At 61.5% G+C, this 20,841-nt stretch carries 23 protein-coding genes; 9 read left to right on the top strand and 14 right to left on the bottom strand.

Annotated elements, in window-relative coordinates:
- From ACXJKO_RS20295 to ACXJKO_RS20305, 3 genes are all read right to left on the bottom strand, one after another.
- The coding region (locus ACXJKO_RS20295) for a histidine kinase dimerization/phospho-acceptor domain-containing protein (protein WP_457092893.1) at positions 1 to 997 on the bottom strand (997 nt) is incomplete at its 3' end.
- Positions 994 to 1,713 carry a response regulator gene (locus tag ACXJKO_RS20300; protein ID WP_457092894.1) on the bottom strand — a complete coding sequence of 240 codons (720 nt, stop codon included), beginning with the start codon at positions 1,711 to 1,713 and terminating at the stop codon, positions 994 to 996. The genes ACXJKO_RS20300 and ACXJKO_RS20295, both read right to left, overlap by 4 nt.
- Positions 1,714 to 1,762: 49 nt before the next feature.
- Entirely contained in the window at positions 1,763 to 2,290 is a 528-nt protein-coding gene (locus ACXJKO_RS20305) for a MarR family winged helix-turn-helix transcriptional regulator (protein WP_457092895.1), read from the bottom strand.
- A gap of 154 nt (positions 2,291 to 2,444) precedes the next feature.
- Here ACXJKO_RS20305 and ACXJKO_RS20310 point away from each other — a divergent pair, with 154 nt between their 5' ends.
- Positions 2,445 to 3,332, top strand: coding sequence for a branched-chain amino acid aminotransferase (locus ACXJKO_RS20310; RefSeq protein ID WP_457092896.1), 888 nt, complete (start codon positions 2,445 to 2,447; stop codon positions 3,330 to 3,332).
- 66 nt (positions 3,333 to 3,398) lie between these two features.
- Here ACXJKO_RS20310 and ACXJKO_RS20315 read toward each other — a convergent pair whose 3' ends face one another.
- Positions 3,399 to 4,643: a Y-family DNA polymerase gene (locus ACXJKO_RS20315; protein ID WP_457092897.1), complete on the bottom strand. Its 1,245-nt coding sequence runs from the start codon at positions 4,641 to 4,643 to the stop codon at positions 3,399 to 3,401.
- 181 nt (positions 4,644 to 4,824) lie between these two features.
- Here ACXJKO_RS20315 and ACXJKO_RS20320 point away from each other — a divergent pair, with 181 nt between their 5' ends.
- Positions 4,825 to 5,097 (top strand): DUF3072 domain-containing protein, encoded by a 273-nt coding sequence (locus ACXJKO_RS20320; protein WP_457092898.1) that lies wholly within the window; start codon positions 4,825 to 4,827, stop codon positions 5,095 to 5,097.
- Positions 5,098 to 5,223: 126 nt separating this feature from the next.
- A complete protein-coding gene (locus ACXJKO_RS20325; protein WP_457092899.1) occupies positions 5,224 to 6,279 on the top strand; it encodes a Tim44 domain-containing protein in 1,056 nt (351 codons plus the stop codon).
- A gap of 72 nt (positions 6,280 to 6,351) precedes the next feature.
- Here the strand turns inward: ACXJKO_RS20325 and ACXJKO_RS20330 are convergent, their stop codons facing one another.
- Complete coding sequence (locus tag ACXJKO_RS20330) at positions 6,352 to 6,933, bottom strand: DJ-1/PfpI/YhbO family deglycase/protease (protein ID WP_457092900.1); 582 nt, start codon at positions 6,931 to 6,933, stop codon at positions 6,352 to 6,354.
- Between the two features lie 136 nt (positions 6,934 to 7,069).
- Between ACXJKO_RS20330 and ACXJKO_RS20335 the strand changes: the two genes are divergently transcribed.
- Complete coding sequence (locus ACXJKO_RS20335; RefSeq protein WP_457092901.1) at positions 7,070 to 7,291, top strand: hypothetical protein; 222 nt, start codon at positions 7,070 to 7,072, stop codon at positions 7,289 to 7,291.
- A gap of 52 nt (positions 7,292 to 7,343) precedes the next feature.
- Here ACXJKO_RS20335 and ACXJKO_RS20340 read toward each other — a convergent pair whose 3' ends face one another.
- The 5 genes from ACXJKO_RS20340 to ACXJKO_RS20360 all read right to left on the bottom strand — a co-directional run bounded on the left by ACXJKO_RS20340 (position 7,344) and on the right by ACXJKO_RS20360 (position 12,051).
- Positions 7,344 to 8,066: a metallophosphoesterase family protein gene (locus ACXJKO_RS20340; RefSeq protein ID WP_457092902.1), complete on the bottom strand. Its 723-nt coding sequence runs from the start codon at positions 8,064 to 8,066 to the stop codon at positions 7,344 to 7,346.
- Entirely contained in the window at positions 8,059 to 8,874 is an 816-nt protein-coding gene (locus tag ACXJKO_RS20345) for a nucleotidyltransferase family protein (protein ID WP_457092903.1), read from the bottom strand. Before ACXJKO_RS20345 ends, ACXJKO_RS20340 begins: the two co-directional genes overlap by 8 nt.
- A gap of 100 nt (positions 8,875 to 8,974) precedes the next feature.
- Positions 8,975 to 10,561: a class I SAM-dependent methyltransferase gene (locus tag ACXJKO_RS20350; RefSeq protein ID WP_457092904.1), complete on the bottom strand. Its 1,587-nt coding sequence runs from the start codon at positions 10,559 to 10,561 to the stop codon at positions 8,975 to 8,977.
- Positions 10,562 to 10,668: 107 nt separating this feature from the next.
- Positions 10,669 to 11,043, bottom strand: coding sequence for a hypothetical protein (locus ACXJKO_RS20355; protein WP_457092905.1), 375 nt, complete (start codon positions 11,041 to 11,043; stop codon positions 10,669 to 10,671).
- A 165-nt stretch (positions 11,044 to 11,208) separates the two neighbouring features.
- Positions 11,209 to 12,051, bottom strand: a complete 843-nt coding sequence (locus ACXJKO_RS20360; protein WP_457092906.1) for a BON domain-containing protein — start codon at positions 12,049 to 12,051, stop codon at positions 11,209 to 11,211.
- 228 nt (positions 12,052 to 12,279) lie between these two features.
- On the opposite strand from ACXJKO_RS20360, the gene ACXJKO_RS20365 reads away from it, so the two are divergent.
- From ACXJKO_RS20365 to infA, 3 genes are all read left to right on the top strand, one after another.
- Positions 12,280 to 12,540, top strand: coding sequence for a hypothetical protein (locus ACXJKO_RS20365; protein WP_457092907.1), 261 nt, complete (start codon positions 12,280 to 12,282; stop codon positions 12,538 to 12,540).
- 193 nt (positions 12,541 to 12,733) lie between these two features.
- Positions 12,734 to 12,943, top strand: coding sequence for a cold-shock protein (locus ACXJKO_RS20370; RefSeq protein WP_457092908.1), 210 nt, complete (start codon positions 12,734 to 12,736; stop codon positions 12,941 to 12,943).
- Positions 12,944 to 13,035: 92 nt separating this feature from the next.
- The gene (gene infA, locus ACXJKO_RS20375; protein WP_009494617.1) at positions 13,036 to 13,317 is read left to right on the top strand and encodes a translation initiation factor IF-1; all 282 of its coding nucleotides are present in this window, start codon (positions 13,036 to 13,038) and stop codon (positions 13,315 to 13,317) included.
- Between the two features lie 110 nt (positions 13,318 to 13,427).
- On the opposite strand, the gene ACXJKO_RS20380 is transcribed toward infA, so the two are convergent.
- Entirely contained in the window at positions 13,428 to 13,976 is a 549-nt protein-coding gene (locus ACXJKO_RS20380; RefSeq protein WP_457092909.1) for a sigma-70 family RNA polymerase sigma factor, read from the bottom strand.
- Complete coding sequence (locus tag ACXJKO_RS20385) at positions 13,973 to 14,218, bottom strand: NepR family anti-sigma factor (protein ID WP_457092910.1); 246 nt, start codon at positions 14,216 to 14,218, stop codon at positions 13,973 to 13,975. Before ACXJKO_RS20385 ends, ACXJKO_RS20380 begins: the two co-directional genes overlap by 4 nt.
- Positions 14,219 to 14,485: 267 nt before the next feature.
- Here ACXJKO_RS20385 and ACXJKO_RS20390 point away from each other — a divergent pair, with 267 nt between their 5' ends.
- Positions 14,486 to 14,644 (top strand): DUF3309 family protein, encoded by a 159-nt coding sequence (locus tag ACXJKO_RS20390; RefSeq protein ID WP_457092911.1) that lies wholly within the window; start codon positions 14,486 to 14,488, stop codon positions 14,642 to 14,644.
- 619 nt (positions 14,645 to 15,263) lie between these two features.
- Here the strand turns inward: ACXJKO_RS20390 and uvrB are convergent.
- Positions 15,264 to 17,969: an excinuclease ABC subunit UvrB gene (gene uvrB / locus ACXJKO_RS20395; protein ID WP_457092912.1), complete on the bottom strand. Its 2,706-nt coding sequence runs from the start codon at positions 17,967 to 17,969 to the stop codon at positions 15,264 to 15,266.
- A 126-nt stretch (positions 17,970 to 18,095) separates the two neighbouring features.
- On the opposite strand from uvrB, the gene ACXJKO_RS20400 reads away from it, so the two are divergent.
- Positions 18,096 to 20,279 (top strand): esterase-like activity of phytase family protein, encoded by a 2,184-nt coding sequence (locus tag ACXJKO_RS20400; RefSeq protein ID WP_457092913.1) that lies wholly within the window; start codon positions 18,096 to 18,098, stop codon positions 20,277 to 20,279.
- Positions 20,280 to 20,335: 56 nt separating this feature from the next.
- On the opposite strand, the gene ACXJKO_RS20405 is transcribed toward ACXJKO_RS20400, so the two are convergent.
- Positions 20,336 to 20,841 (bottom strand): DUF808 family protein (locus tag ACXJKO_RS20405; RefSeq protein WP_457092914.1); only part of this gene is annotated, 506 nt, incomplete at its 5' end.

The following is a 20,841-nucleotide window of genomic DNA, read 5'->3' on the forward strand; positions in this document are numbered from 1 at the left end:
CCTGACGTTCCGCATCCGATTGCGCTTCTTCCAGAAGCTGGCGCAGATCCGTCTCGCAGGCGACCTCGCCTGCGTCGCCGCCTTCACCGCGCGCGAAGGCGAGATAGCCCTCCAGCATGCGGCTCATCTCATCCACATCGCGCTTGAGATCCTCGATCTCAGGCGTCTGCTGCATGAGGGCGAGCGAGAGCTTGAAGCGTGTGAGGATGGTGCGCAGGTCGTGGCTGACGCCGTTGAGCATGGTCGTGCGCTGTTCCATGTTGCGCTCGATGCGCCGCTTCATTTCGAGGAAGGAGTGCCCGGCCTGGCGCACCTCGCGCGCGCCGCGCGGGCGGAACTCGATCTCGCGTCCCTTGCCGAGCGCCTCAGCCGCTTCCGCGAGGCGCAGGATCGGCCTGATCTGGTTGCGCAGGAAAAGAATGGCGATGCCGAGCAGCACGAAGGACGATCCGCCCATCCACACCAGGAAGATGTGGGAGTTCGACGCATAGGCCTGACTGCGCCGCGCCAGCACGCGCATCACGTTGCCGCCATCGAGCTTGATGCGCACTTCCACATAGTTGGAGCGCCCGACAGTATCGAGCCAATAAGGCCTCTCGATCTGACGCTGCAGCTCGGTGGAGAGAGTCTCATCCAGAATCGAGAAGAAGGGCTTCGGCCCCGGCGGGGGCAGATCCGTGTTGTGGAGAATGTCTACGTCGAGTTGCAGGGCGTCCGACGCGATGCGCGACAGAGCCGTCGCGTCCCGATCCTGCGGATAACTCTCGTAGATCTGGATGAGCGCCGCGATGTCGGCGGTCACCGCGGAAGACAGGCGGCGCGTGACCAATTGATAGTGGCGTTCCATGAACACGTAAGCCACGACCGATTGCAGCAGGATGACCGGCGCGATGATGATGATGAGCGCGCGTGCATAAAGGCCTTTCGGCAGGAACCGGCCGAACCAGCGCATCGCGTGATCGAGCTGCGCATATCGCAGGGCCGCGCCGATCTTCATCGGTCGATCACGAGCCGGTAGCCGATTCCGCGCACGGTTTGCAGGATCATCGGATTGGCCGGATCGACCTCGATCTTGCGGCGCAGGCGGTTGATCTGCACGTCGACCGTACGCTCGTTCGCGGCGGCGCCGTTGCCAGCGAGTGCATCGCGCGGAACGTTGTCGCCCGTAGCCGTCCCGAGGATGGTCAGGATCTCACGCTCGCGCTCAGTGATGCGCACCACTTCCTCGCCTCGCCGCAACTCGCCCCGGTCGAAGCGGTAGGAGAAGGGGCCGAAATGAATGACCTCCGGAGCGTCCGCGCCGGCGGCTCCGGGCAAAGCCACAGAGCGCTTGAGAATATTGCCGAGACGCAAAAGCAGCTCGCGCGGCTCGAAAGGCTTGGGGAGATAATCGTCGGCGCCGATTTCGAGGCCGGTCACCCGGTCGGACGCGTCGGCGCGCGCGGTCAGCATGAGGATGGGCACCTGCGAGGTCTCGCGGATGCTGCGGGCATAGTCGAACCCGGTTTCGCCCGGCATCATCACATCGAGCACGAGGGCATCGAAGACGAAGCTTCCGGCCTTGGAGCGTGCTTCCGCCGCGCTGGAGGCCGCCGTCACGCGGTAGCCGTTCTCGGTGAGGAACCGGGTCAGCAGGTCGCGCAGGCGCCGGTCGTCGTCCACCACCAGAACGTGAGGGGCATGGTCGGGTATATCGATGCGGCTGGGTTCCATCGGTCCTACGTATTCGGGGCTTGGTATGCGGCGTCGGACGCCTGCTTTATCAGATTTCGCCCGGTCCGAATACGAGACGCTTCACATGGGCCCGGTCATCCGGGTCGATGAGGCGCAGGAGATAAGCGCTGATCGCCTCCTTGGCCTCCGGCTCCATGTCCGACAAGGCCCGCATGATGCGTCGCGTCTGAAGCTTGGCCAGCTTCAGGGCAAGCTCGTGGCCCTGGGGCGTGGCATGCAGAAGCCGCTGGCGCCGGTCAGAGGTGCCCATGCGGCTCTCGATGAAGTCCTTCTCGATCAACTCCTTCAGGACCCGATTCAGGCTCTGCTTGGTGATCCTGAGAATGTCCAAAAGCTCCGCGATCGTCAGGCCGGGCTGGCGGCTGACGAAGTGCAGGACGCGGTGATGCGCCCGGCCGAAGCCGTATTCGTCCAAAATCCTATCGGGGTCGCTGACGAAATCGCGGTATGCGAAGAAGAACAGCTCGATCAGGTCATAGGCCGGCGTCTCGGCCAGGATGTCCTTGCCGGGTTGGCGGGTTTTCAGAACCGGGATCGTATCGCGCAACTTCCTCATCCAATTTTATGTCAGCCTTGTTGACATATCTCAGGACGATTGTTACTCGTCAAGGCGCTTTCACGAAATGAATGAAATTCAAACGGGATGAAAGCAAACCGGAAATTACACGGCCCCGGTTCGCCACAAAGGCCGGCAGTAAGGAGAATAGATGATGTCCGCGACCCCCTTCGATCAACGCGATGGATGGATTTGGTACGACGGGCAGATCGTACCGTGGAAGGACGCCCAGCTGCACGTGCTTTCGCATGGTCTCCATTACGGATCGAGCGTGTTCGAAGGCGAGCGCGCCTATGGCGGCGAGATCTTCAAGTCGACCGAGCATTCCGAGCGCCTGAAGAAATCGGCCCAGATCCTCGATTTCGAGATTCCCTATACCGTGGCCGAGATTGACGCGGCCAAGCGTCTCGTGCTCGAGAAGAACGGCATGAAGGACGCTTACCTGCGTCCGGTTGCCTGGCGCGGCTCGGAGATGATGGGCGTCGCCGCTCAGGCCAACAAGATCCACCTCGCCATCGCCGCCTGGGAATGGCCGAGCTATTTCGACCCGGCCCAGAAGATGAAGGGCATCCGCATCGACATAGCGGAATACCGCCGTCCCGATCCGGCCACCGCGCCCTCCACCGCGAAGGCTGCAGGTCTCTACATGATCTGCACCATCTCCAAGCATAAGGCCGAGCGGAAGGGCTATGCCGATGCTCTCATGCTCGACTGGCAGGGCCGTGTTGCCGAATGCACGGGCGCGAACGTGTTCTTCACCCGCGATGGCGTAATCCACACGCCGACTGCCGATTGCTTCCTCGATGGCATCACGCGCCGCACGGTGATCGATCTCGCCAAGCGCCGCGGCTTCGAAGTCGCCGAGCGCCGAATCATGCCGGACGAGCTTTCCGGATTCAACGAGTGCTTCATCACCGGCACAGCGGCTGAAGTGACGCCCGTGTCCGAGATTGGCCCTTACAAGTTCACGCCGGGCAACATCTCCAAGACGCTGATGGAGGATTACCTCGCCGAAGTGCAGCCGAAGGCTCAGGCGGCGTAAGGCCCTCTCGGTTCGAAACGACTAATCATGCCCGGCCTTGTGCCGGGCATTGATGTTTTGAGGGCCTCAAAAATCCTCCATATCCGGAATGCGGTTGAAGGCGATCTTCGCGCCTGCATAACCGCCGGGGATATCGATCAGTGGTCCCCAATGCAGAAGCGTCTTCTGGTGCGCCGCGTTCAGCCGATCCGCCACCACCGACAGATACTCCATGCGCCGCTTGAGCTGCGCTTCCGCCGTGTAGCCGAACAGATCCCGCTCGATATCGTGCATGGGCACCAGATCGTGCAGCGTGACATGGACACTGCGGCTCCGGCGCATGTCCTCCCGTTCCGCATGCAGGAAGAGGCGGCTCAAGGAGGCGAGAAGCGAGGGATCGTCCCAGGTAGCGAGAAAACACTCCTCGCCATACCAGCCGGCGCTGTGTTTGTCGGTGAGCCACAGGGCGAGCGCACGGGCGGCGAAGCCAGAGCGGCGCATGCGGCGCGAGGCTTTCGAGAGGAGCACGCGGGCGGCCGCATAGGCTCCCGTCAGGTGCCGCCAGTCGGCCGGCAGCACACGGCCATGGCCGAACATGCGGCGCTGGGTTTCAGGGCGCTCCACCGTATAGCCGTGAAGCCCCATCCAGAGCCGTTCTCCCTCCACACTGCCCCAGAGGCGGCGCAGTTCCTTGGGCTGAAGTTTCAGGAGCGCCGCCATGTCGCCGACACCGGCGCGGGCGAGCCGGGCCGCGTTGCCCCGGGCGATGCCGGGAATGTCGGTGAGACTCAAAGCGAGAAGGGGGCCGGGAAGGTCCCCCGGATGCAGGGCGACGAGCCCGTCCGGCTTGTTCATCTCGGCGGCGATCTTGGCGAGGAGATCATTAGGCCCGAGACCCACGGAGCAGGTGAGGGTGGGGCCGATCAGCGTGGCGATGGCCTCCTTCACCCGGTGGCCGATGGCTATCGCCTCGGCTTGCTCGGACGGCAGCAGCGCGCAGAGCATCTCGTCGATGGAGCAGACGGCTTTGACGGGCAGAACCGTCTCGACAGCTTCGCAGATTGCCTTGTGAAGCCCCACGTAACGTTCGTGCCGCGCGGTCACCAGGACGATGCCGGGACATTGGCGTCGGACATCGCGGACGAAAGCCCCACGCTTGATGCCGAGCGCCTTGGCCTCACGGCTGACGGCGATCAGCCCCGTATGCTCCGAGTCGACCGGAATGACGCCGACGGGGCGGCCTCGCAGATGCGGCTGCAGATGCTGCTCGGCGCTGGCGAAGAAGGAGTCGAAGTCGACATAAAGCCGCTCCAGGCCTGTTGGCTTGCGCATCGATGCTCATCCGTTTGGTTATGGAACAAAATGAGAACATAAGCTTGGCAGGGAGTCGAGCGCGATTCCTGTGGATAACGGGGATGAGTCCGCGGGAGTAGCCACTCTTTCCTGTGCGGAACCAATGACCTGAATCCGGTGTTCTCATTCAAGAACAAAATGAGAACAATAGGAGTCTCTCATGTCTTCCGACACCAAGGCTAATCCGCGCGAGACAAAGGCCCGCAAGACCAAAGAAACGGAGAACCCCAAGGTCAGTCCCGACACCATCGATAACCAGATCAAGGATCCCGAGGATTGGGTGACGGGTCACGAGCCGATGACTGGGGCGCAGGCGTCTTACCTGAAGACTCTCTCCGAACAGGCTCATGAACCCGACGCCTATGATCCTAAGCTCGACAAGGCCGAGGCCTCCAAGCGCATCGACCATTTGAGGCAGGAAAGGCGGAACTGAAAAGCCAACCCGGATTTCCCTTCACGATAAAGTCAAGAATGATGGCTCGCCTCTTTTGCAAAAGGCGGGCCATCACCACATGGGATGGCAAGAGCGTTGTGCTCGTAAGGGATGGAAGACGAAACGATGATGAAAATTGCTTCTCGCCGCAGTCGCGTCATGATCGCGCTGGCCGCTGCGTTGGTACTCGCCGGCAGCGCCGCCGAGGCTCGCGTCGGCGGGGGACGGGGCAGTTTCGGCTCGCGCGGCGCGCGCACCTACACGCCGCCGCCGGCAACCCGGACGGCGCCTGATGCTGCTGCGCCGATCCAACGCTCGCAGATTCCGAACCAGGGTCCGGCGATGAACCGCCCGGGAACGCCTGCTCCGAACGTGGCGCAGCCGCGCCGCTTCGGTTTCGGCACCGGTCTGATGGCCGGCCTCTTCGGCGCGGGCCTGCTCGGCATGCTCATGGGCAACGGCTTCTTCGGCGGTCTTGGCGGTCTCGCCTCGATCATGGGCTTGCTGCTCCAGATCGGCCTCGTCGTGCTTGTAGTGTCGTTCGCCATGAAGTGGTTCCGTCGTCGCCAGGAACCGGCCTATGCCGGACCGCAGAGCTATAACCGCTCGGCTGCCGGCGGCAGCGTGCCTCCCACAGGCGGCCGCCCCGCGGCTGGTGGGCCGACCGATGGTCTTGGCGGTGGGCTTGGCGGCATGATGGGCGCCAGCGCGCTTGGCGGTGGCCTCGGTGGTGCTCTGGGCGGATTGAAGCAGCGCCGTCGCACGGATGTGCGCGATGAGGTCGGCATCGGGGAAAAGGACTACGCGGAGTTCGAGCGCTCGCTCGTCGAGATGCAGGACGCTTATTCCCGCGAGGATGTGGCGAAGCTCTGGACGCTCGCAACGCCCGAGATGGCCGGATACATCCAGGAGGAGCTCAACGACAACGCTTCGCGCGGCGTCGTGAACAAGATCTCCGATGTGCGCTTGGTGCAGGGCGATCTGTCCGAGGCTTGGCGTGAGGGCAATACGGATTACGCCACGGTTGCCATGCGCTTCTCGCTGATCGACGTGCTGACGGACAAGGCCACAGGCCGCGTCGTCGAGGGCGATCCGACCCAGGCGCAGGAAGCGACCGAACTCTGGACCTTCCGTCGCGATCAGGGTGGTGACTGGAAGATCTCCGCTATTCAGCAGGCTTAAAAAGACGCTGACTAAAACGAAACGGCCGGTCATCACGACCGGCCGTTTTTTGTTGTGCGCTGTCGAACGCGATTACTCTGCAGCTTCACGCCGGTTGGCATGCGAGCCTTCGCGCACTTCTTCGATGATTTTGCTCACGAAGGCCTCGAGATCTCCGGGATTACGGCTCGTGATGAGGCCTTGATCCGTCACTGCCGTCTCATCGCGCCACTCGCCTCCGGCATTGGTCACGTCGGTCTTGATGGAGTGGAAGGAGGTGCACTTCTTGCCCTTGATCACGCCTGCTTCAACGAGCAGCCAAGGAGCATGGCAGATCGCAGCGATGACCTTGCCGGAAGAGTAGAAGGCGCGGATGATCTCGATGGCTTTCTTCTCCGCGCGCAGCTTGTCGGGATTGATCTGGCCGCCGGGCAGAACAAGCGCATCGTAGGCCGCCGGATCGACGCTTTCGATATCCTTGTCGACCTTCACGCTTTGGCCCCAATCCTTCTTGTCCCAGCCGCGAATTTCGTTTGGGTTCATGCGCGATTTCGGCGCGGCGATCTCAACCTTCGCGCCTGCTTCCGAAAGCTTCTGTTGTGGTACCAAAAGCTCCGAAAGCTCGAAACCATCGGTCGCCATGATAAGAATCTTGGCCTGTTGAATATCAGGCATGTTGTTCTCCATTGTTCGTAAGGGGATATGTGCGAACGGATGAGACGTGGCGGGGTTCCGATACTTGCAAAGAATGGGAACCCCTCATGCATGGGCCTGTTGACCTCATCACGAAGAGAAGAATGAGGAAAGCAGAATGGCCAATCCAGGAGTGCCGACAAACGAACCGCTTCCGGGCGGCAATATTCCGAGCGAGGTGCCGCCGGGCAATCTTCCCGATGAGCAGCCCGATATCGGCCCGACAGGTCCGCGCACGCCGTATCCTGTGAACGATCCGGGAATTACAGACCCGAAGGGACCGGGCTCTGAGCCCGATTATCTGCCGGGCAATCCGACCGATCCCGGTACGCGGCTTTGAATGTGAAATGAGTGTGGGTCACTCATCGCAGTGACCCACAATTCCTGGACAATCAAATCTCGATCAATGCGTATGGTTTGCCGGTCGGTTTCTCGATGTGCCGCGCGACATTGTAAACCGGCTGGCCGCCGGGCGTGCGCCCCTCATAACGGCCGCGATGTGCGTGGCCGTGAACGATGGCGTTGACTTTGAAGCGGTCGATGGTCTCGGCTAGGCGCGACGAGCCAAGGAACGGATAAATCTCCAATGGCTCACTCTCGATCGTCTCGATGATCGGCGCGTAGTGGAGAATGACCATGGAGCGTTTGGCGCGCACCTGACGCATGGCATTCTCGAGCCGTAGGGTTTCATTCATCGTCTCGGCCACGAACTGCTTGATGGCAGGTTCGCCGAAGGAGCCGAGCATGCGCCGGCCGAAGCCGCCGGCGAAACCTTTGACGCCGACGAAGCCTACACCATCGACCTCGACCGATTGTCCATCGAGAAGCTTCATTCCGGCTTCCCGTAGAATGTGCGCCACTTCTTCATGCGCGCCGCACTCATAATCATGATTGCCGAGCACACCGATCACTGGGATCGAGCAGGCTTTCAGATCCTGCGCGAGAAGCTCTGCTTCTTTCGGCTTGCCGAGGTCGGTCAGATCGCCCGTCAGGACGAGTACATTGGCTTCGCGTGAGATCTCGCCAAACATCTCACGATAGGATTCGTGGTTGTCTTCGCGAACGTGAAGGTCGCCCATCGCTGCGACCTTCATGAGAGCTTGTGTTTCACTCATTCCGCCATTCACCTTCGCCACCGACATCGGCGAAGCCCCATTGCTTGACGTCGATTTCGTAATCGATGCGGGAGAACATGCGGCCGCGGCAGACCTTCATCTGCGGTGGCGGCAGGTCGAGCTGCTTGGCAAGCCTGTCGAGCAGCTCATCCATGACCCAGCGGGGAACCTTGTCGCGCTCGGAAGGGTAGATCCAGCGGAAGTTGAGGAGGTGCATGAGGAGAACTTCCCAATGCACTTCCATGTAGGCGAGCAGGCCATGCCAGTCGATCTGGTCATGCGCCTTCAAGATCGTGTGAGCGACATCGGCGCCGTCGTAGCGGTGGCGCAGCTGGATAAAGCATTTCGACCAGACGAGTTCAGTGGGGCCGACGATCCTGATCGGCGAGCCGAAGACTTCGATCTGTCGCGCATGTTCGAACCATTGATCGCCGACGGGCATGGTGCCGTTCGAAGAGGCGAAGATCACGTCGAAGAAGTACTTGCCCTTGAAGACCTTGCCGAGCCAGCGGTCGTCCTCGATCTCGACCGAGTAGCCGAGGTTCTGGAAATGCGAGAGCACGCGGGTGTAGTCACCCGCCTTGCAGAAGATGTCGAGATCCTTCGTCGGCCGCGTGATGCCCGTATAGGCCGAGAGCGCATAGGTGCCGGCGAGCAGGAACGGCAGGCCAAGCTGATTCAGCTCCCTCAGCGCCTCGGCATAAAAGGCCTCGGATTCCGGGTGCTTGAGGGTCGGCTCGGCCTTGGCATCCATGATCGGAACGCCGGGATGAGCGCTGGAAATGAGATCTGGATCGTGAACTGCCATGAGCCTTGTCCAAAGCGCGGCCGGTGATGACCCGCGTTCGACAACCGTACGGCAGTAATGAAGTTCCTTACCGGCCAAGCTTAAAGCCCGTGCTCTTGGTTCAGGCCGTCCGTTTGCGTGCGTCTGGAGCTTTGGCGGAGGCGGTGAAATCATCGATGCCGAGCGTCTTCCACAAGGGAGAGGTTTTCTCGTCGAATGCCTCGATACGCTTGCTGTATTCAGCCAGAGTTTCGGCCTCGTCGGTCAGGGTTTTGCCTTCCTTCACGAGACGGTGACCCGTTTGATGCAGAGCATTGCGGACGAAGCGGGGCGCGTCCTTTTCCTTCCTTGTCGGGGCAAGGAAGATCAGCTGCGCCGTTCGCTCCGCACCGATGCCGCCACCGGTGACGGGCGACGCGAGATTGGAATACCGGCCATCATAAAGAGCCTGCTCCGTGATCGCTTTGTTGAAAAGGTCCGTCCGGAACCGGCGCTCGGCAAGCCCTTGCTGGGACAGGCACGGCCGGACGGAGCCTTTCGCGGCCAGGAAGGTGATGGCCTGGATCAGCCGACTCGGATTGATCTTCGAAAGGGCGGGCTGCTTCATCAGTTCGGAGATGGAAAGCGGGCCTTGCTCAAGCGCCTCGATCAGCGGCTTGTAGACAGCTTCCTCGAGTTTGGCGGTAAAGCGCATGCCCTGGAGTTCGCGCGTGACGTCCTGATTCTGCTGCATGGCAACGAACCGGGTCTCGTCCCACTTGCTGCGGGCCGTAACGGGTGACAACCGCACAGGCCCCTTGACGAAAATGTCCCGCCGGAACTGCTGGTCGATCATGTGATCGCGGACCGTCTGGCGCAGGGCCATATTGTCAATCTCGGCCAGAAATTTCGCCTGTTCCTCGCTGAGGTTGAGCTTCTCGATGGTATCGATGACGGCCGCGGAGCCAGCGAAGGAGAGCTTCGCCTCGCTCAACTCCTGCGCCACATCCATGAAGTAGAATGGGGTCAGGTCCTGGTTGAAGTATTCATGCGCGACGTAGTTGCGGTCCTGCCGCTTCAGCTTCTCGATACGCGACGCGAGCTTGGGATGGCTGGCGAAGAAGCGGGTATCGAGCCCCTGGAGCCGGGTCGCGAAATCGAGCGATGCCGAGATGCGGGAATGGAGCGAAGCGGATGTGCCCTGAGCCGATGCGTGCTCCAGCATCAGGCGGCGCAACGGCATCATGGAAGCCCAGCCTGGCATGGCGTTGTAGGAGATATAGACCATGCCACCGGGCTTCAGCTTGAGACGGATGAAATTCACGATGGCCTTGCGGTTCTCAGGGCTGATCCAGCTGTAGATGCCGTGCAGCGTGATGTAGTCGAAATCCGGCAGATCTTTGCGATGAATGAAATCGGCAAAACTGTCGTCGAAGAAATGGACGTTCGCCGAGCGCGCGGATCGAGCCAGGGCCCTCGCTCCCGCGATATGGGCAGGGTTGAAGTCGGTCGCGTAGAATTCGATGCTCGGGTTTGCGGCGGCTAGCAGATTGGTCGAGAAACCCTGCCCACATCCAAGCTCGCAATAGGTGAGGGACGATTGGTCGAGATCGGGCGCCTGGACACCTTGCAGAAGAGCGCAGAAGTTCAGGTGGCTAGGGGTCAGTTCCTGATAGAAGCCATGGGTATAGTCGACATCGACCACATAACCGGCAGACCAATCCGACATCGTGAAAATCCTTCGCCTTCCCGCGAAAACGGCCATGGTGACCATAGGGAATGCAAAAGATATATCATTTCAATATCGAGATGGAAACCCTCCCGGCTCCAAGAGGCTTAATGGTCGCCGTGAGAGATACGAACGTCCCGGGGGCTGTTGAGGATTTCCAGGAGGCTTGTTGCGATATGCCGGGCCTCGTCGTCTTTCAAGCGCAGCATGAAGGGCGGCATCATACCGGCCTGAAGGGCGACCACGGCCATGCCGTGTTCATCCATGCCCACATCGATGGTCTGGGAGGTCACCTCGACCAGTTCCTCCTCGCCTTCCTCGCCGCCTTCGGTGTTCTCGCCAATGGCGATCAGGAGCTGGCTCAAGGCCTTGACCAGGGAGCGGGCCGCATGGGGATCCATGACGACGGCCGTCGATTGCTCGCCCTTCTGGAATGCAAGCTGAATGTTGTCGCCCTCGAGCGTGACGGAAATACCTGCCATTATCGTCCTCGTTCCCCGTCACATATGGGGTCACACTTTTTTGGGAAAAGGCAAGAGTGCTGCGACAGGWGCTACGACAGAAACGCCCCGCTCCGAAGGGGCGGGGCGCATCTTCTTAGAAAGCGGAATATTTCCAGGGAAAAAGACCGTTTCTTCCGCGGTTTTTTACGAGCCTGAGGGCGTGCGCGTTCCCCGATTCGTCGGGGAGGAACCGGTCGGGTTATCTGTCGCGCCCGTACTGCCGGCGCCGGCCGCGCCTGCGCCCGAGCTCATGGTGCCGCCCATGCCGGCATCGGCATATTGCTGGACGCGCAGGTTGTTCTGCACATGCGAGACACCGGAGACGGACTCGGCAAGATCCTCCGCGTGCCGCTTTTCGAACCGGCTGTTGACGGTGCCGGTCAAGGTCACTTCGCGGCCTGTTACCGATACCTCGATTTCGGATGCATCGAGATGCGGATCGTCGGTCAGGCGGTCGTTGACGTCTTCCATGATCCTGGCATCGGAGCGCTGATAGCCCTTGGGGCCGCGTCCGCGATGATAGCCAGCCTCGCGCATGTCGCGGTCGCGGCGGCGCTCGGCCTTCTCGTCGCCGAACCAGGAGCGGACTTCGTCGCCGGCCCGCTCGAAGAAGCCGCGATCCTCCTGATAATCCCGTGAGCCGCGGCCGAAGCTGTCGGACCCATGGCGATGCCGGTCGCGATCAGAGGTGTGGGAATAGGACGGAGAGCTGGAATAATCCGGGCCATAGCCCGTATCCCGCGAGCGATCCATCTCGAAAGTCGAGCGATCATAGTCGCTGTCGCCGACCACATCGCGCCAGTCGCGGGTCGAACCGCCTGAGCCGTAGCCGGCCGAGTCCCCGAAGTCGCGTTCACGGCTTCTCGTAAACCCCTCGTCACGGGTGCGGTCGCGGTCGTAGCCCGCACGTTCGTTGCCGAAGCCGCGACGGGCGATGTAGCCGTCCTCGTCGCGGTTCGGATCATAGCGATTACGGTCGTTGGCCATAGGGCGCTCCTCACGTTGTTCTGGGAGGGATGGGCCGGTTTATCGGCCCCGAAATCAACGTGAGAGGTGAGGGGACGTTCCTGCAAAAGCCTTGCAAAACCGGCCCACGATCTGCCGGGAAAATCCAGAAAATCGGGCTTTTCCATAAGCCCCGCTTGAACGGGTTGGACGGCAAGGCATTGATCCTGGCGCGCGATCCTTGAAACCGTTTCCAAAACGAGGTTGACGATGGCCGACATGTCTGGGCTCAGCGATGAAGCATTGGCCGTATTTGCATTCGCGGCCCATCACCAGCTTTCCAGCGGGCAGACGGTGAGAAGCGTCGTCCAAAAGGATGGGGCGGGCCACAAGGCGAGCGACACGGCCGTCGATGAGCTGCGGGGCAGGGATCTGATCGAAGCAGACGGCGAGGCGATCCGCTTCACGCCGCGCGGCGAAGAGGCCCTGCAAGCCTTTATTTCCGCCATTCGCGAGGGCCTTGATACCTAAGAAGGCTTAGCCGCAACGCCTTGCAATTGGCCTATCCTTCCCCTACCTTAGCGGCCATCGACATTTGGCCGGACGACTGGGCTGCTCCGCTTTTGCACTGCCGGGCGCACGTTCCTTCTCTACCAATATCGACTAGCGGGTGAACTTGGCTTTGGCCCACACCCACGTGCAAATGACAGTGAAAGGATTTCCCATGGAACAGGGAACCGTGAAGTGGTATAATGAAACCAAGGGCTATGGTTTCATTCAGCCCGACAACGGCGACAAGGACATCTTCGTTCATGCTACGGCGCTTGAGCGTGCTGGCTTGCGCAGTCTGCGCGAGGGTCAGAAGATCTCCTACGAGCTTCAGACGGACCAGCGCACCGGCCGTACTTCTGCAGTGAACCTGCAGAACGCATAAGGTTTGATGACGGAGGGCGTGCCTGGCACGTCCTCTTGCCTATCAGCCGTTCCGTTCCAGGAGCGGCTTTTTTGTTATGAGGAAGACTTTGCATGGCAAAGGAAGAACTGATCACCTTCGAAGGGCTTGTGACCGAGATCCTGCCGGATGCGCGCTACCGCGTGCAACTCGACAATGGCCATGAAGTCATTGCCTATACCGCCGGCAAGATGAAGAAGAACCGTATCAAGACACTGGCGGGAGACCGCGTGACCGTCGAGATGTCGCCCTACGATCTCGAAAAGGGCCGGCTCATCTTCCGCCACAAGGACTCGGGTGCATCGTCCGGTCCGCGGCCGCCGCAGCGCGGCAATCAGCAGTTCCGCCGCCGGTAAGCCGATTGCGCGACGTTCAGGCGCGCAATCGTTTCTCCGATGATCGATGAATGAAAGCCCGGAAGCGGTTTCCGCTTTGCCGGGCTTTGGCGTTGAGGGAAGAGCCGGGTTCAGGCGACGGCGTGCATCACCGAGAGGGTCACGCGGTCGGGGCCGATATCCTCGTCCATGTCCTCGAGATGCATCAGCTCGGCCAGGCGATTGCGGGCGCGGTTGACGCGGCTCTTGATGGTGCCGACGGCGCAGCCGCAGATCTCCGCAGCTTGCTCATACGAGAAGCCCGAAGCGCCGACGAGCAGCAGCGCCTCGCGCTGGTCGTGAGGCAGGCGCGCCAGGGCCTTCTGCAAATCCTCGAAATCGAGATGGGGCAACTGATCCGGCTGGACCGACAGAGCCGCCGCATATTTCCCGTCCGCATCCTCGACCTCGCGGCGGCGCTTGCGATATTCGGAATGGAAGAGATTGCGCAGGATGGTGAAGAGCCAGGCCTGCATGTTGGTGCCGGGCTGGAAGCGAGTGATATTGGCAATCGCCCGCATCAGGGTTTCCTGCACCAGATCGTCGGCGCGGTCGACATTGTTCGTCAGGGAAATGGCGAAGGCACGCAGGTTCGGCGTAGCTTTGAGCATTGAATCGCGAAGATCGTCATCGATGCTCATGATTGCTGCTTCTCCGGCTGACGCTTGTCCAATTGGTTGATGATTTCGATGAAGCGATCCGGAACCGGTTGCTCGCCCAGGGCGAGCGCCTCGTAGAACTGGCGCAGGCGTTGGCCGAGTTGGGCCTGGACTGAACGGCTGAGCGCTGGAGATGTGGATTTTCTGAGGCCGGGAACGGGCTCGGGATCGTAATGAGGAATATGAGTTGGAGTCTTTTTCTGCATCGGGGCGTCCTGATCCACGGAGGGGTGGCGACCTCCCTTAGGGGTCACGCACAGGGCGGCACCCAATCGCCGACATGCTAACGTCAAGCCATGTTGATCGTTCCGCTACGGCATAGATTCACCTGTGCATTGCCGACAGCTCTTTTGACGGCTCATGGAACTTAATCCTTATGGCCAAGTTTCCCTGCAACAGAGTGATCTTTGCCGGATCATCGAACGGTTCTTGAAGCCTTCATCCAGGGCTTCAGTCGTGATCGGGCCAGGATCCAACAGGAGGCAACATCCATGGCACTCAGCACCATTCTTCTCATCCTCATCATCCTGCTGCTGATCGGCGCAGTACCCGCATGGCCCCACAGCCGCAGCTGGGGCTACGGCCCGAGCGGCCTGCTCGGCGTGATCCTGCTGATCCTCATCATCCTTCTCTTGCTGGGGCGTATCTGACGAACTGACCGGACGTTATTCGTCGCGCGATGGCCGGGCATGTCCCGGCCATTGTCGTTTTCGGCTGCTTGCAAGGCGGGCGCTGGCTCCGGGGCCAAGCTGAAGAAGCGGCGCCCTATCCCGTTACTGCCGAGCTTGTGTGCCGACGCACAGCGATGGGTCGAGGCGCGCTCTATCTCCTCTCCTGTCGCCACCCTTCAAGGGCTCACGGAAGACGCCGGCATGGCTCCCCCTTATACTCATGCCGGTCCTTTCGCTTGAAGGGTGGGGCCATTTTCCTGACGCTCAGCGTCGGGGGAGAACCCCGTCATCCGTCAGCCCCTTAGCGGATGACGGGGATGCTCCATTGGCCCGCGCCCATATTCCGAGGCCACCGCCATGCAGCTTTTGGTTGCATAAACTTTGATGAAATGTATTCTCGATTGCGGTTCGCCTCCGCAACCGAGATGAATGGGTGCCTTCGGCCGCTTGACCTCTCGGCCGTGCACGCCGGAACGGACCATTGATCCTCCGAGACGGGATCAAGAAGGGCTGGCTCCGTCGGCTGTTAACCCCTTAGCGGCACGGCGGAGCCTCCCGACCTTCGACGCCCCGATTTGTCCTAAAGAGAAAGGGGCGTCTAGCGCCCCTTCCGTCCCTTGTATTTCGGCTTCTGTCCCGCGAGCCCTTGCGTGGAGCGGGCGGCGGGGCGCTCCCGGAAGTTCAATGGCACCTCGCGATCCGTGCCAGGCCCCATCTCGTCGAGACCAGGTTTTCGGATGCGCGTGCCTTCGTCCGAGCGTCCCTTGCCTGTCGGGCCGTAAGCATCCGCATCCTCATCGCCCTTGGCTGCGCCTTCGCTGGAAGGCGGCAGGCCCTTCGGAGGCAGATTGGCGCTGCGGCCATACTTGCGCGAGCCGCCATATCGGCCGGCCTCCTTCTCCACGTCGCTCTGGCGCGCCATGGGATCGTCGCTGATGGCAAGCTCGGTCGCTTGAAGGCGCTTGAGCTCGTCGCGCAACCGCGCGGCCTCTTCGAACTCCAGATTCGCGGCGGCCTCGCGCATGCGCTTTTCCATGTCGGCGATGACGGCCTTGAGATTGTGGCCGACAGTTCTGTCGGCGAGACCTGTATCGACGGAGACGTGATCGCGCTCGTAGACGCTCTCCAGGATATCCGTGATGTTCTTCTTCACGCTTTGCGGCGTGATGCCGTGCTCGGCGTTGTAGGCAAGCTGCTTCTCGCGGCGGCGATTGGTCTCCGCAATCGCGCGCTCCATGGAGCCGGTGATCTTGTCGGCGTAGAGGATCGCCTTGCCTTCCACATTACGCGCCGCGCGGCCGATGGTCTGCACCAGCGAGGTCTCGGAACGCAGGAAGCCTTCCTTGTCCGCATCGAGAATGGCGACGAGCGCGCATTCCGGAATATCGAGACCCTCGCGCAGCAGGTTGATGCCGATGAGCACGTCGAAGGCGCCGAGGCGCAGATCGCGGATGATCTCGATGCGCTCCAGCGTGTCGATGTCCGAGTGCATGTAGCGCACGCGGATGCCATTCTCGTGCATGTATTCCGTCAGGTCTTCAGCCATGCGCTTGGTAAGCGTAGTGACGAGCGTGCGGTAGCCTTGGGCCGCAAGTTCCTTCACCTCGTGCACGAGATCGTCCACCTGGCTGCGGGCCGGGCGGATCTCGATAATCGGATCGACAAGACCCGTAGGGCGGATGACCTGCTCCACAAACACGCCGCCGGTCTGCTCCATCTCCCACTTTTGCGGCGTGGCCGACACGTGCACCGATTGCGGGCGCATGGCGTCCCATTCCTCGAAGCGCAAGGGGCGGTTGTCGAGGCAGGAGGGCAGGCGGAAGCCGTATTCGGCAAGCGTCGCCTTGCGCCGGAAGTCGCCGCGATACATGCCGCCGATCTGCGGCACGGTCACGTGGCTCTCATCGGTGAAGACGAGCGCGTTGTCGGGCAGGTATTCGAACAGGGTCGGCGGCGGCTCGCCCGGCTTGCGGCCGGTGAGATAACGCGAATAGTTCTCGATGCCGTTGCACACGCCGGTCGCTTCGATCATCTCGAGGTCGAACTGCGTGCGCTGCTCGAGGCGCTGCGCTTCCAGCAGGCGGCCCATGCGGGCGAGTTCCTGCAAACGGTGCTGCAACTCGTCCTGAATGCCCTTCACGGCCTGCTGCAAGGTCGGACGCGGCGTCACATAGTGCGAGTTCGCGTAGACCTTCACGAAGGACAAGTCGTTGGTCTTCTTGCCGGTGAGCGGATCGAATTCGACGATGGACTCGATCTCGTCGCCGAAGAGGCCGATGCGCCAGGCACGGTCTTCCAAGTGGGCCGGAAACAGCTCGATGGAATCACCGCGCACGCGGAACGTGCCGCGCGCGAAATCGCTCTGGATGCGCTTGTACTGCAACGCCACGAGATCCGCGATGAGCTGGCGCTGCTCGATGCGCTCGCCGACCTTCACGGAGAAGGTCATGGCCGTATAGGTTTCCACCGAGCCGATACCGTAGATGCATGACACGGAGGCGACGATGATCACGTCGTCGCGCTCGATCAGCGCACGCGTCGCCGAGTGGCGCATGCGGTCGATCTGCTCGTTGATGGAGCTCTCCTTCTCAATGAAGGTGTCTGAGCGCGGCACATAGGCTTCGGGCTGGTAATAGTCGTAATACGAGACGAAATATTCCACCGCGTTGTCGGGGAAGAACGACTTGAACTCGCCGTAAAGCTGCGCGGCCAGCGTCTTGTTCGGCGCGAGGATGAGGGCAGGGCGCTGCGTCTCCTCGATCACCTTGGCCATGGTAAAGGTCTTGCCCGAGCCGGTGACGCCGAGCAACACCTGATCGCGCTCCGACCGGCGCACGCCGTCCACCAATTCGCGGATGGCGGTGGGCTGGTCGCCGGAGGGCGTGAATTCGGATTTGATCTTGAACGGAATRCCGCCTTCCGATTTCTCGGGGCGAGGCGGGCGGTGCGGCACCCAGGCCTTGCCGTTCTTGAAGCGCGGGTCGCCTTCCGTGAGCAGCCTCGAGAGCGCATCGACGGTGGCCGAGAAACCTGATTCCGGCACCAGATCCCCCAGCTCGTTCGCCACATCCGGCCCGTCATCGGGACCCTTCAGGCCAAGCTTCTTGGCGAGCGCCGGGTCGACATCCGTGATGTCGCCGTGAATGAAGGTTTCCTGAGCACGCTCGGCAAAACCCTCGGCGGCTTCCCGCTCCCGGTTGACGGCCGGGTTGAGAAGTTCTGCCAGATGGGGGGCCAGGGGCTTCAGATCGGGTTTGGACGCTTTCCCGGTGGAAAGCTTGGGCTTCTTGGGTGATTTGGCCATGGGAACGAATATGGTACAAAAGAGCAAAGATTGAAAGGGTGGAGCATCTAATCCGGGCCGTCATCCACCCGTCATGAGACTGACGCATGAGAACCTTGCCAAGCTCAACCATATCGCGGGGATATCATGCATCGCTCTCTCGCCATCGGCTCACTTGCAGCCGTTTTGCTGTCGGGTACTGCTCTTAACGCTTCAGCAGCCGAATATTTCGACCGTATCGCCAGTTTTCCGATCACCGCCAACCTTCCGACCGATGCCGACAAGAAGGGCGAGACCGTAGCTGAGATCATCTCCGCGAGCGAGGACGGCAACCTGCTCGTCTATACCGACAGCCCGCGCAAGAGCCTCGGCTTCATCGACATCACCGACCCTGCCGCGCCGAAGCCCGGCGGCCAGCTGGCGCTGGGCGGCGAGCCTACATCGGTGAAGGTCGTGGGCGGCACCGCCCTCGTCGCCGTCAACACCTCCGAGAGCTTCACCAATCCGAGCGGCAAACTCGTGCTCGTGGATCTGGCGAACCGCAAGATCGCGTCTGAATGCCAGCTTCCCGGCCAGCCGGATTCGGTCTCTGCCAATGCAGGCGTTCTGGCCATCGCCATCGAGAACGAGCGCAACGAGGAAATCAACGACGGCGCCATCCCGCAGCTTCCCGCTGGCACACTGGCGATCGGCAACTTCAACGGCAGCGCCATTGAATGCTCGGCGCTGAAGACAGTCGCACTAACGGGCCTTGCCGCCGTTGCAGGCGAAGACCCCGAGACCGAATTCGTCGACGTGAACGACGAGGGCAAGATCGTCGTCACGCTTCAGGAGAACAACCACATCGTCGTGGTGGACGGAAAGACCGGCAAGGTTGAGTCCCACTTCTCCGCAGGCCAGGTCGACCTGAAGAACATCGATACGAAGAAGGACGGCAAAATCGAGCTCAGCGGTTCCATGAACGCCGTGGTGCGCGAGCCCGACGGCGTGCACTGGATCGACAACAACCGCTTCGCCACCGCCAATGAGGGCGATTGGAAGGGTGGCTCGCGCGGCTTCACCATCTTCAACAAGGATGGCAGCGTATCTTACGAATCCGGCGCCAGCCTGGAGCATGAGGTCGTTTCGCTCGGCCACTATCCCGACAAGCGCAACAAGAAGGGCATCGAGATCGAAGGCATCGAGACTGCCCGCTTCGGGCAGGACAACCTGATCTTCGTAGGCTCCGAGCGCGCCTCCGTGGTCGGCGTTTATCGCGACACGGGCGCTGCTCCCGAACTCGTGCAGGTTCTCCCCACGGGCGTCGGCCCGGAAGGCCTCGTCGCCATCCCCTCGCGCAACCTCTTCGTCGCCACGAGCGAGACACCTCTGCATGTGGATGGCGGCGTTGCTCCACATGTGATGATCTACCAGCGTGCCGAGCGTGCTGCGCCCGCATACCCCACGATCCGTTCAGTGAAGGATAATCAAGGGTTGCCGATTGCCTGGGGTGCTCTCTCCGGCATTGCCGCCGACAAATCGCAGGCAGGCAAGCTCTATGCGATTACGGACAGCGCCTATGGCAGTGCGCCGCGCATCCTGACCATCGATGCCACGAAAAAGCCCGCGCTCATCACGGCGGRAACGCTCGTGACCCGTGGCGGTCAGTCGGCCGAGAAGCTCGATCTCGAAGGCGTCGCGCTTGCAAGCGATGGTGGCTTCTGGCTCGCGTCGGAAGGAAACGTGCCGAAGGGCGTCAAGAACCTGCTCGTGAAGGTCGATGCCAAGGGCGCGATCCAGGAGGAGATCTCCCTGCCGGCAACTCTCGAAGAAGGCGCGAAGAACTACGGCTTCGAAGGCGTGACGGTGACCGGCTCCGGTGCGAACGAAATCGTCTGGCTCGCCATGCAGCGCGAATGGGCGGACGATGCGAAGAACAGCGTGAAGCTTCTCGCCTACAAGCCGTCCGACAAGAGCTGGAGCGCCGTGCGCTATCCGCTCGACAGGACGGAAGAAGGCTGGGTCGGCCTCTCTGAAATCACGGCTGTCGGCGACCGCGTGATCATCATCGAGCGCGACAACCAGATCGCGGAGAAGGCAAAGCTCAAGAAGCTCTATGCGGTGTCCCTCTCCGACATGAAGCCCGTCGCTCTCGGCGGCGAACTGCCGACGGTGAAGAAGACGGAGCTTCGCGACCTCCTGCCGGATCTCAAGGCCGCCAAGGGCTATGTGCTCGACAAGGTGGAAAGCTTCGCCGTCGATGCCGCAGGTGATGCCTACATCATCACTGACAACGACGGCGTGGACGATTCCTCCGGCGAGACGCAGTTCATCAAGCTCGGCAAGCTCTGAGCTTTATCGATAACACACGACGGGAAGGGGCTGCTCATCGGGCAGCCCCTTTCGTTTCAGGCCGTGTGCTTCTCCGCCTTCTTGCCCGTTCCGCGTACAGCTCGCAGCAACGGCACGGCGACGTAGTGGATGAGGGGGATCAGCACCGCGCCGAGAACGAGGCCGAAGAGCCCTGCGGCTGCGGCGGAGACGATCCATTCGACGGCGCCACTGAGAGACGGAACGGCATGGGCTGCGGCTGCGGAGATGTCATGAATGGCGTGGGCAAGACCCGCGAGGCCGTAGCCTTCCAAGCCATGAATGATGATGCCGCCGCCGACCCAGATCATCGCAGCAGTTCCAACGATGCCGAGGATGCGCAGGAGAACGGGCATGGCGTGAACGAGGCCGCGTCCGAAGCCTTGTGTAAGGGGGGCAAGCGCGCGATCGCCGGAGGTGGGAATGCTCTCTCCACCGCGTCTCAGAAGGCCGGAAACGGGCCTGTTGTTGGCAGCAAGCGCCAGGCCCGCATCGTCCGCTTTCACGATCAGTGCCACACCGCCATAGACCAGCACCGTGATGC

It is taken from the genome of Microvirga sp. P5_D2 (genome assembly GCF_054049475.1).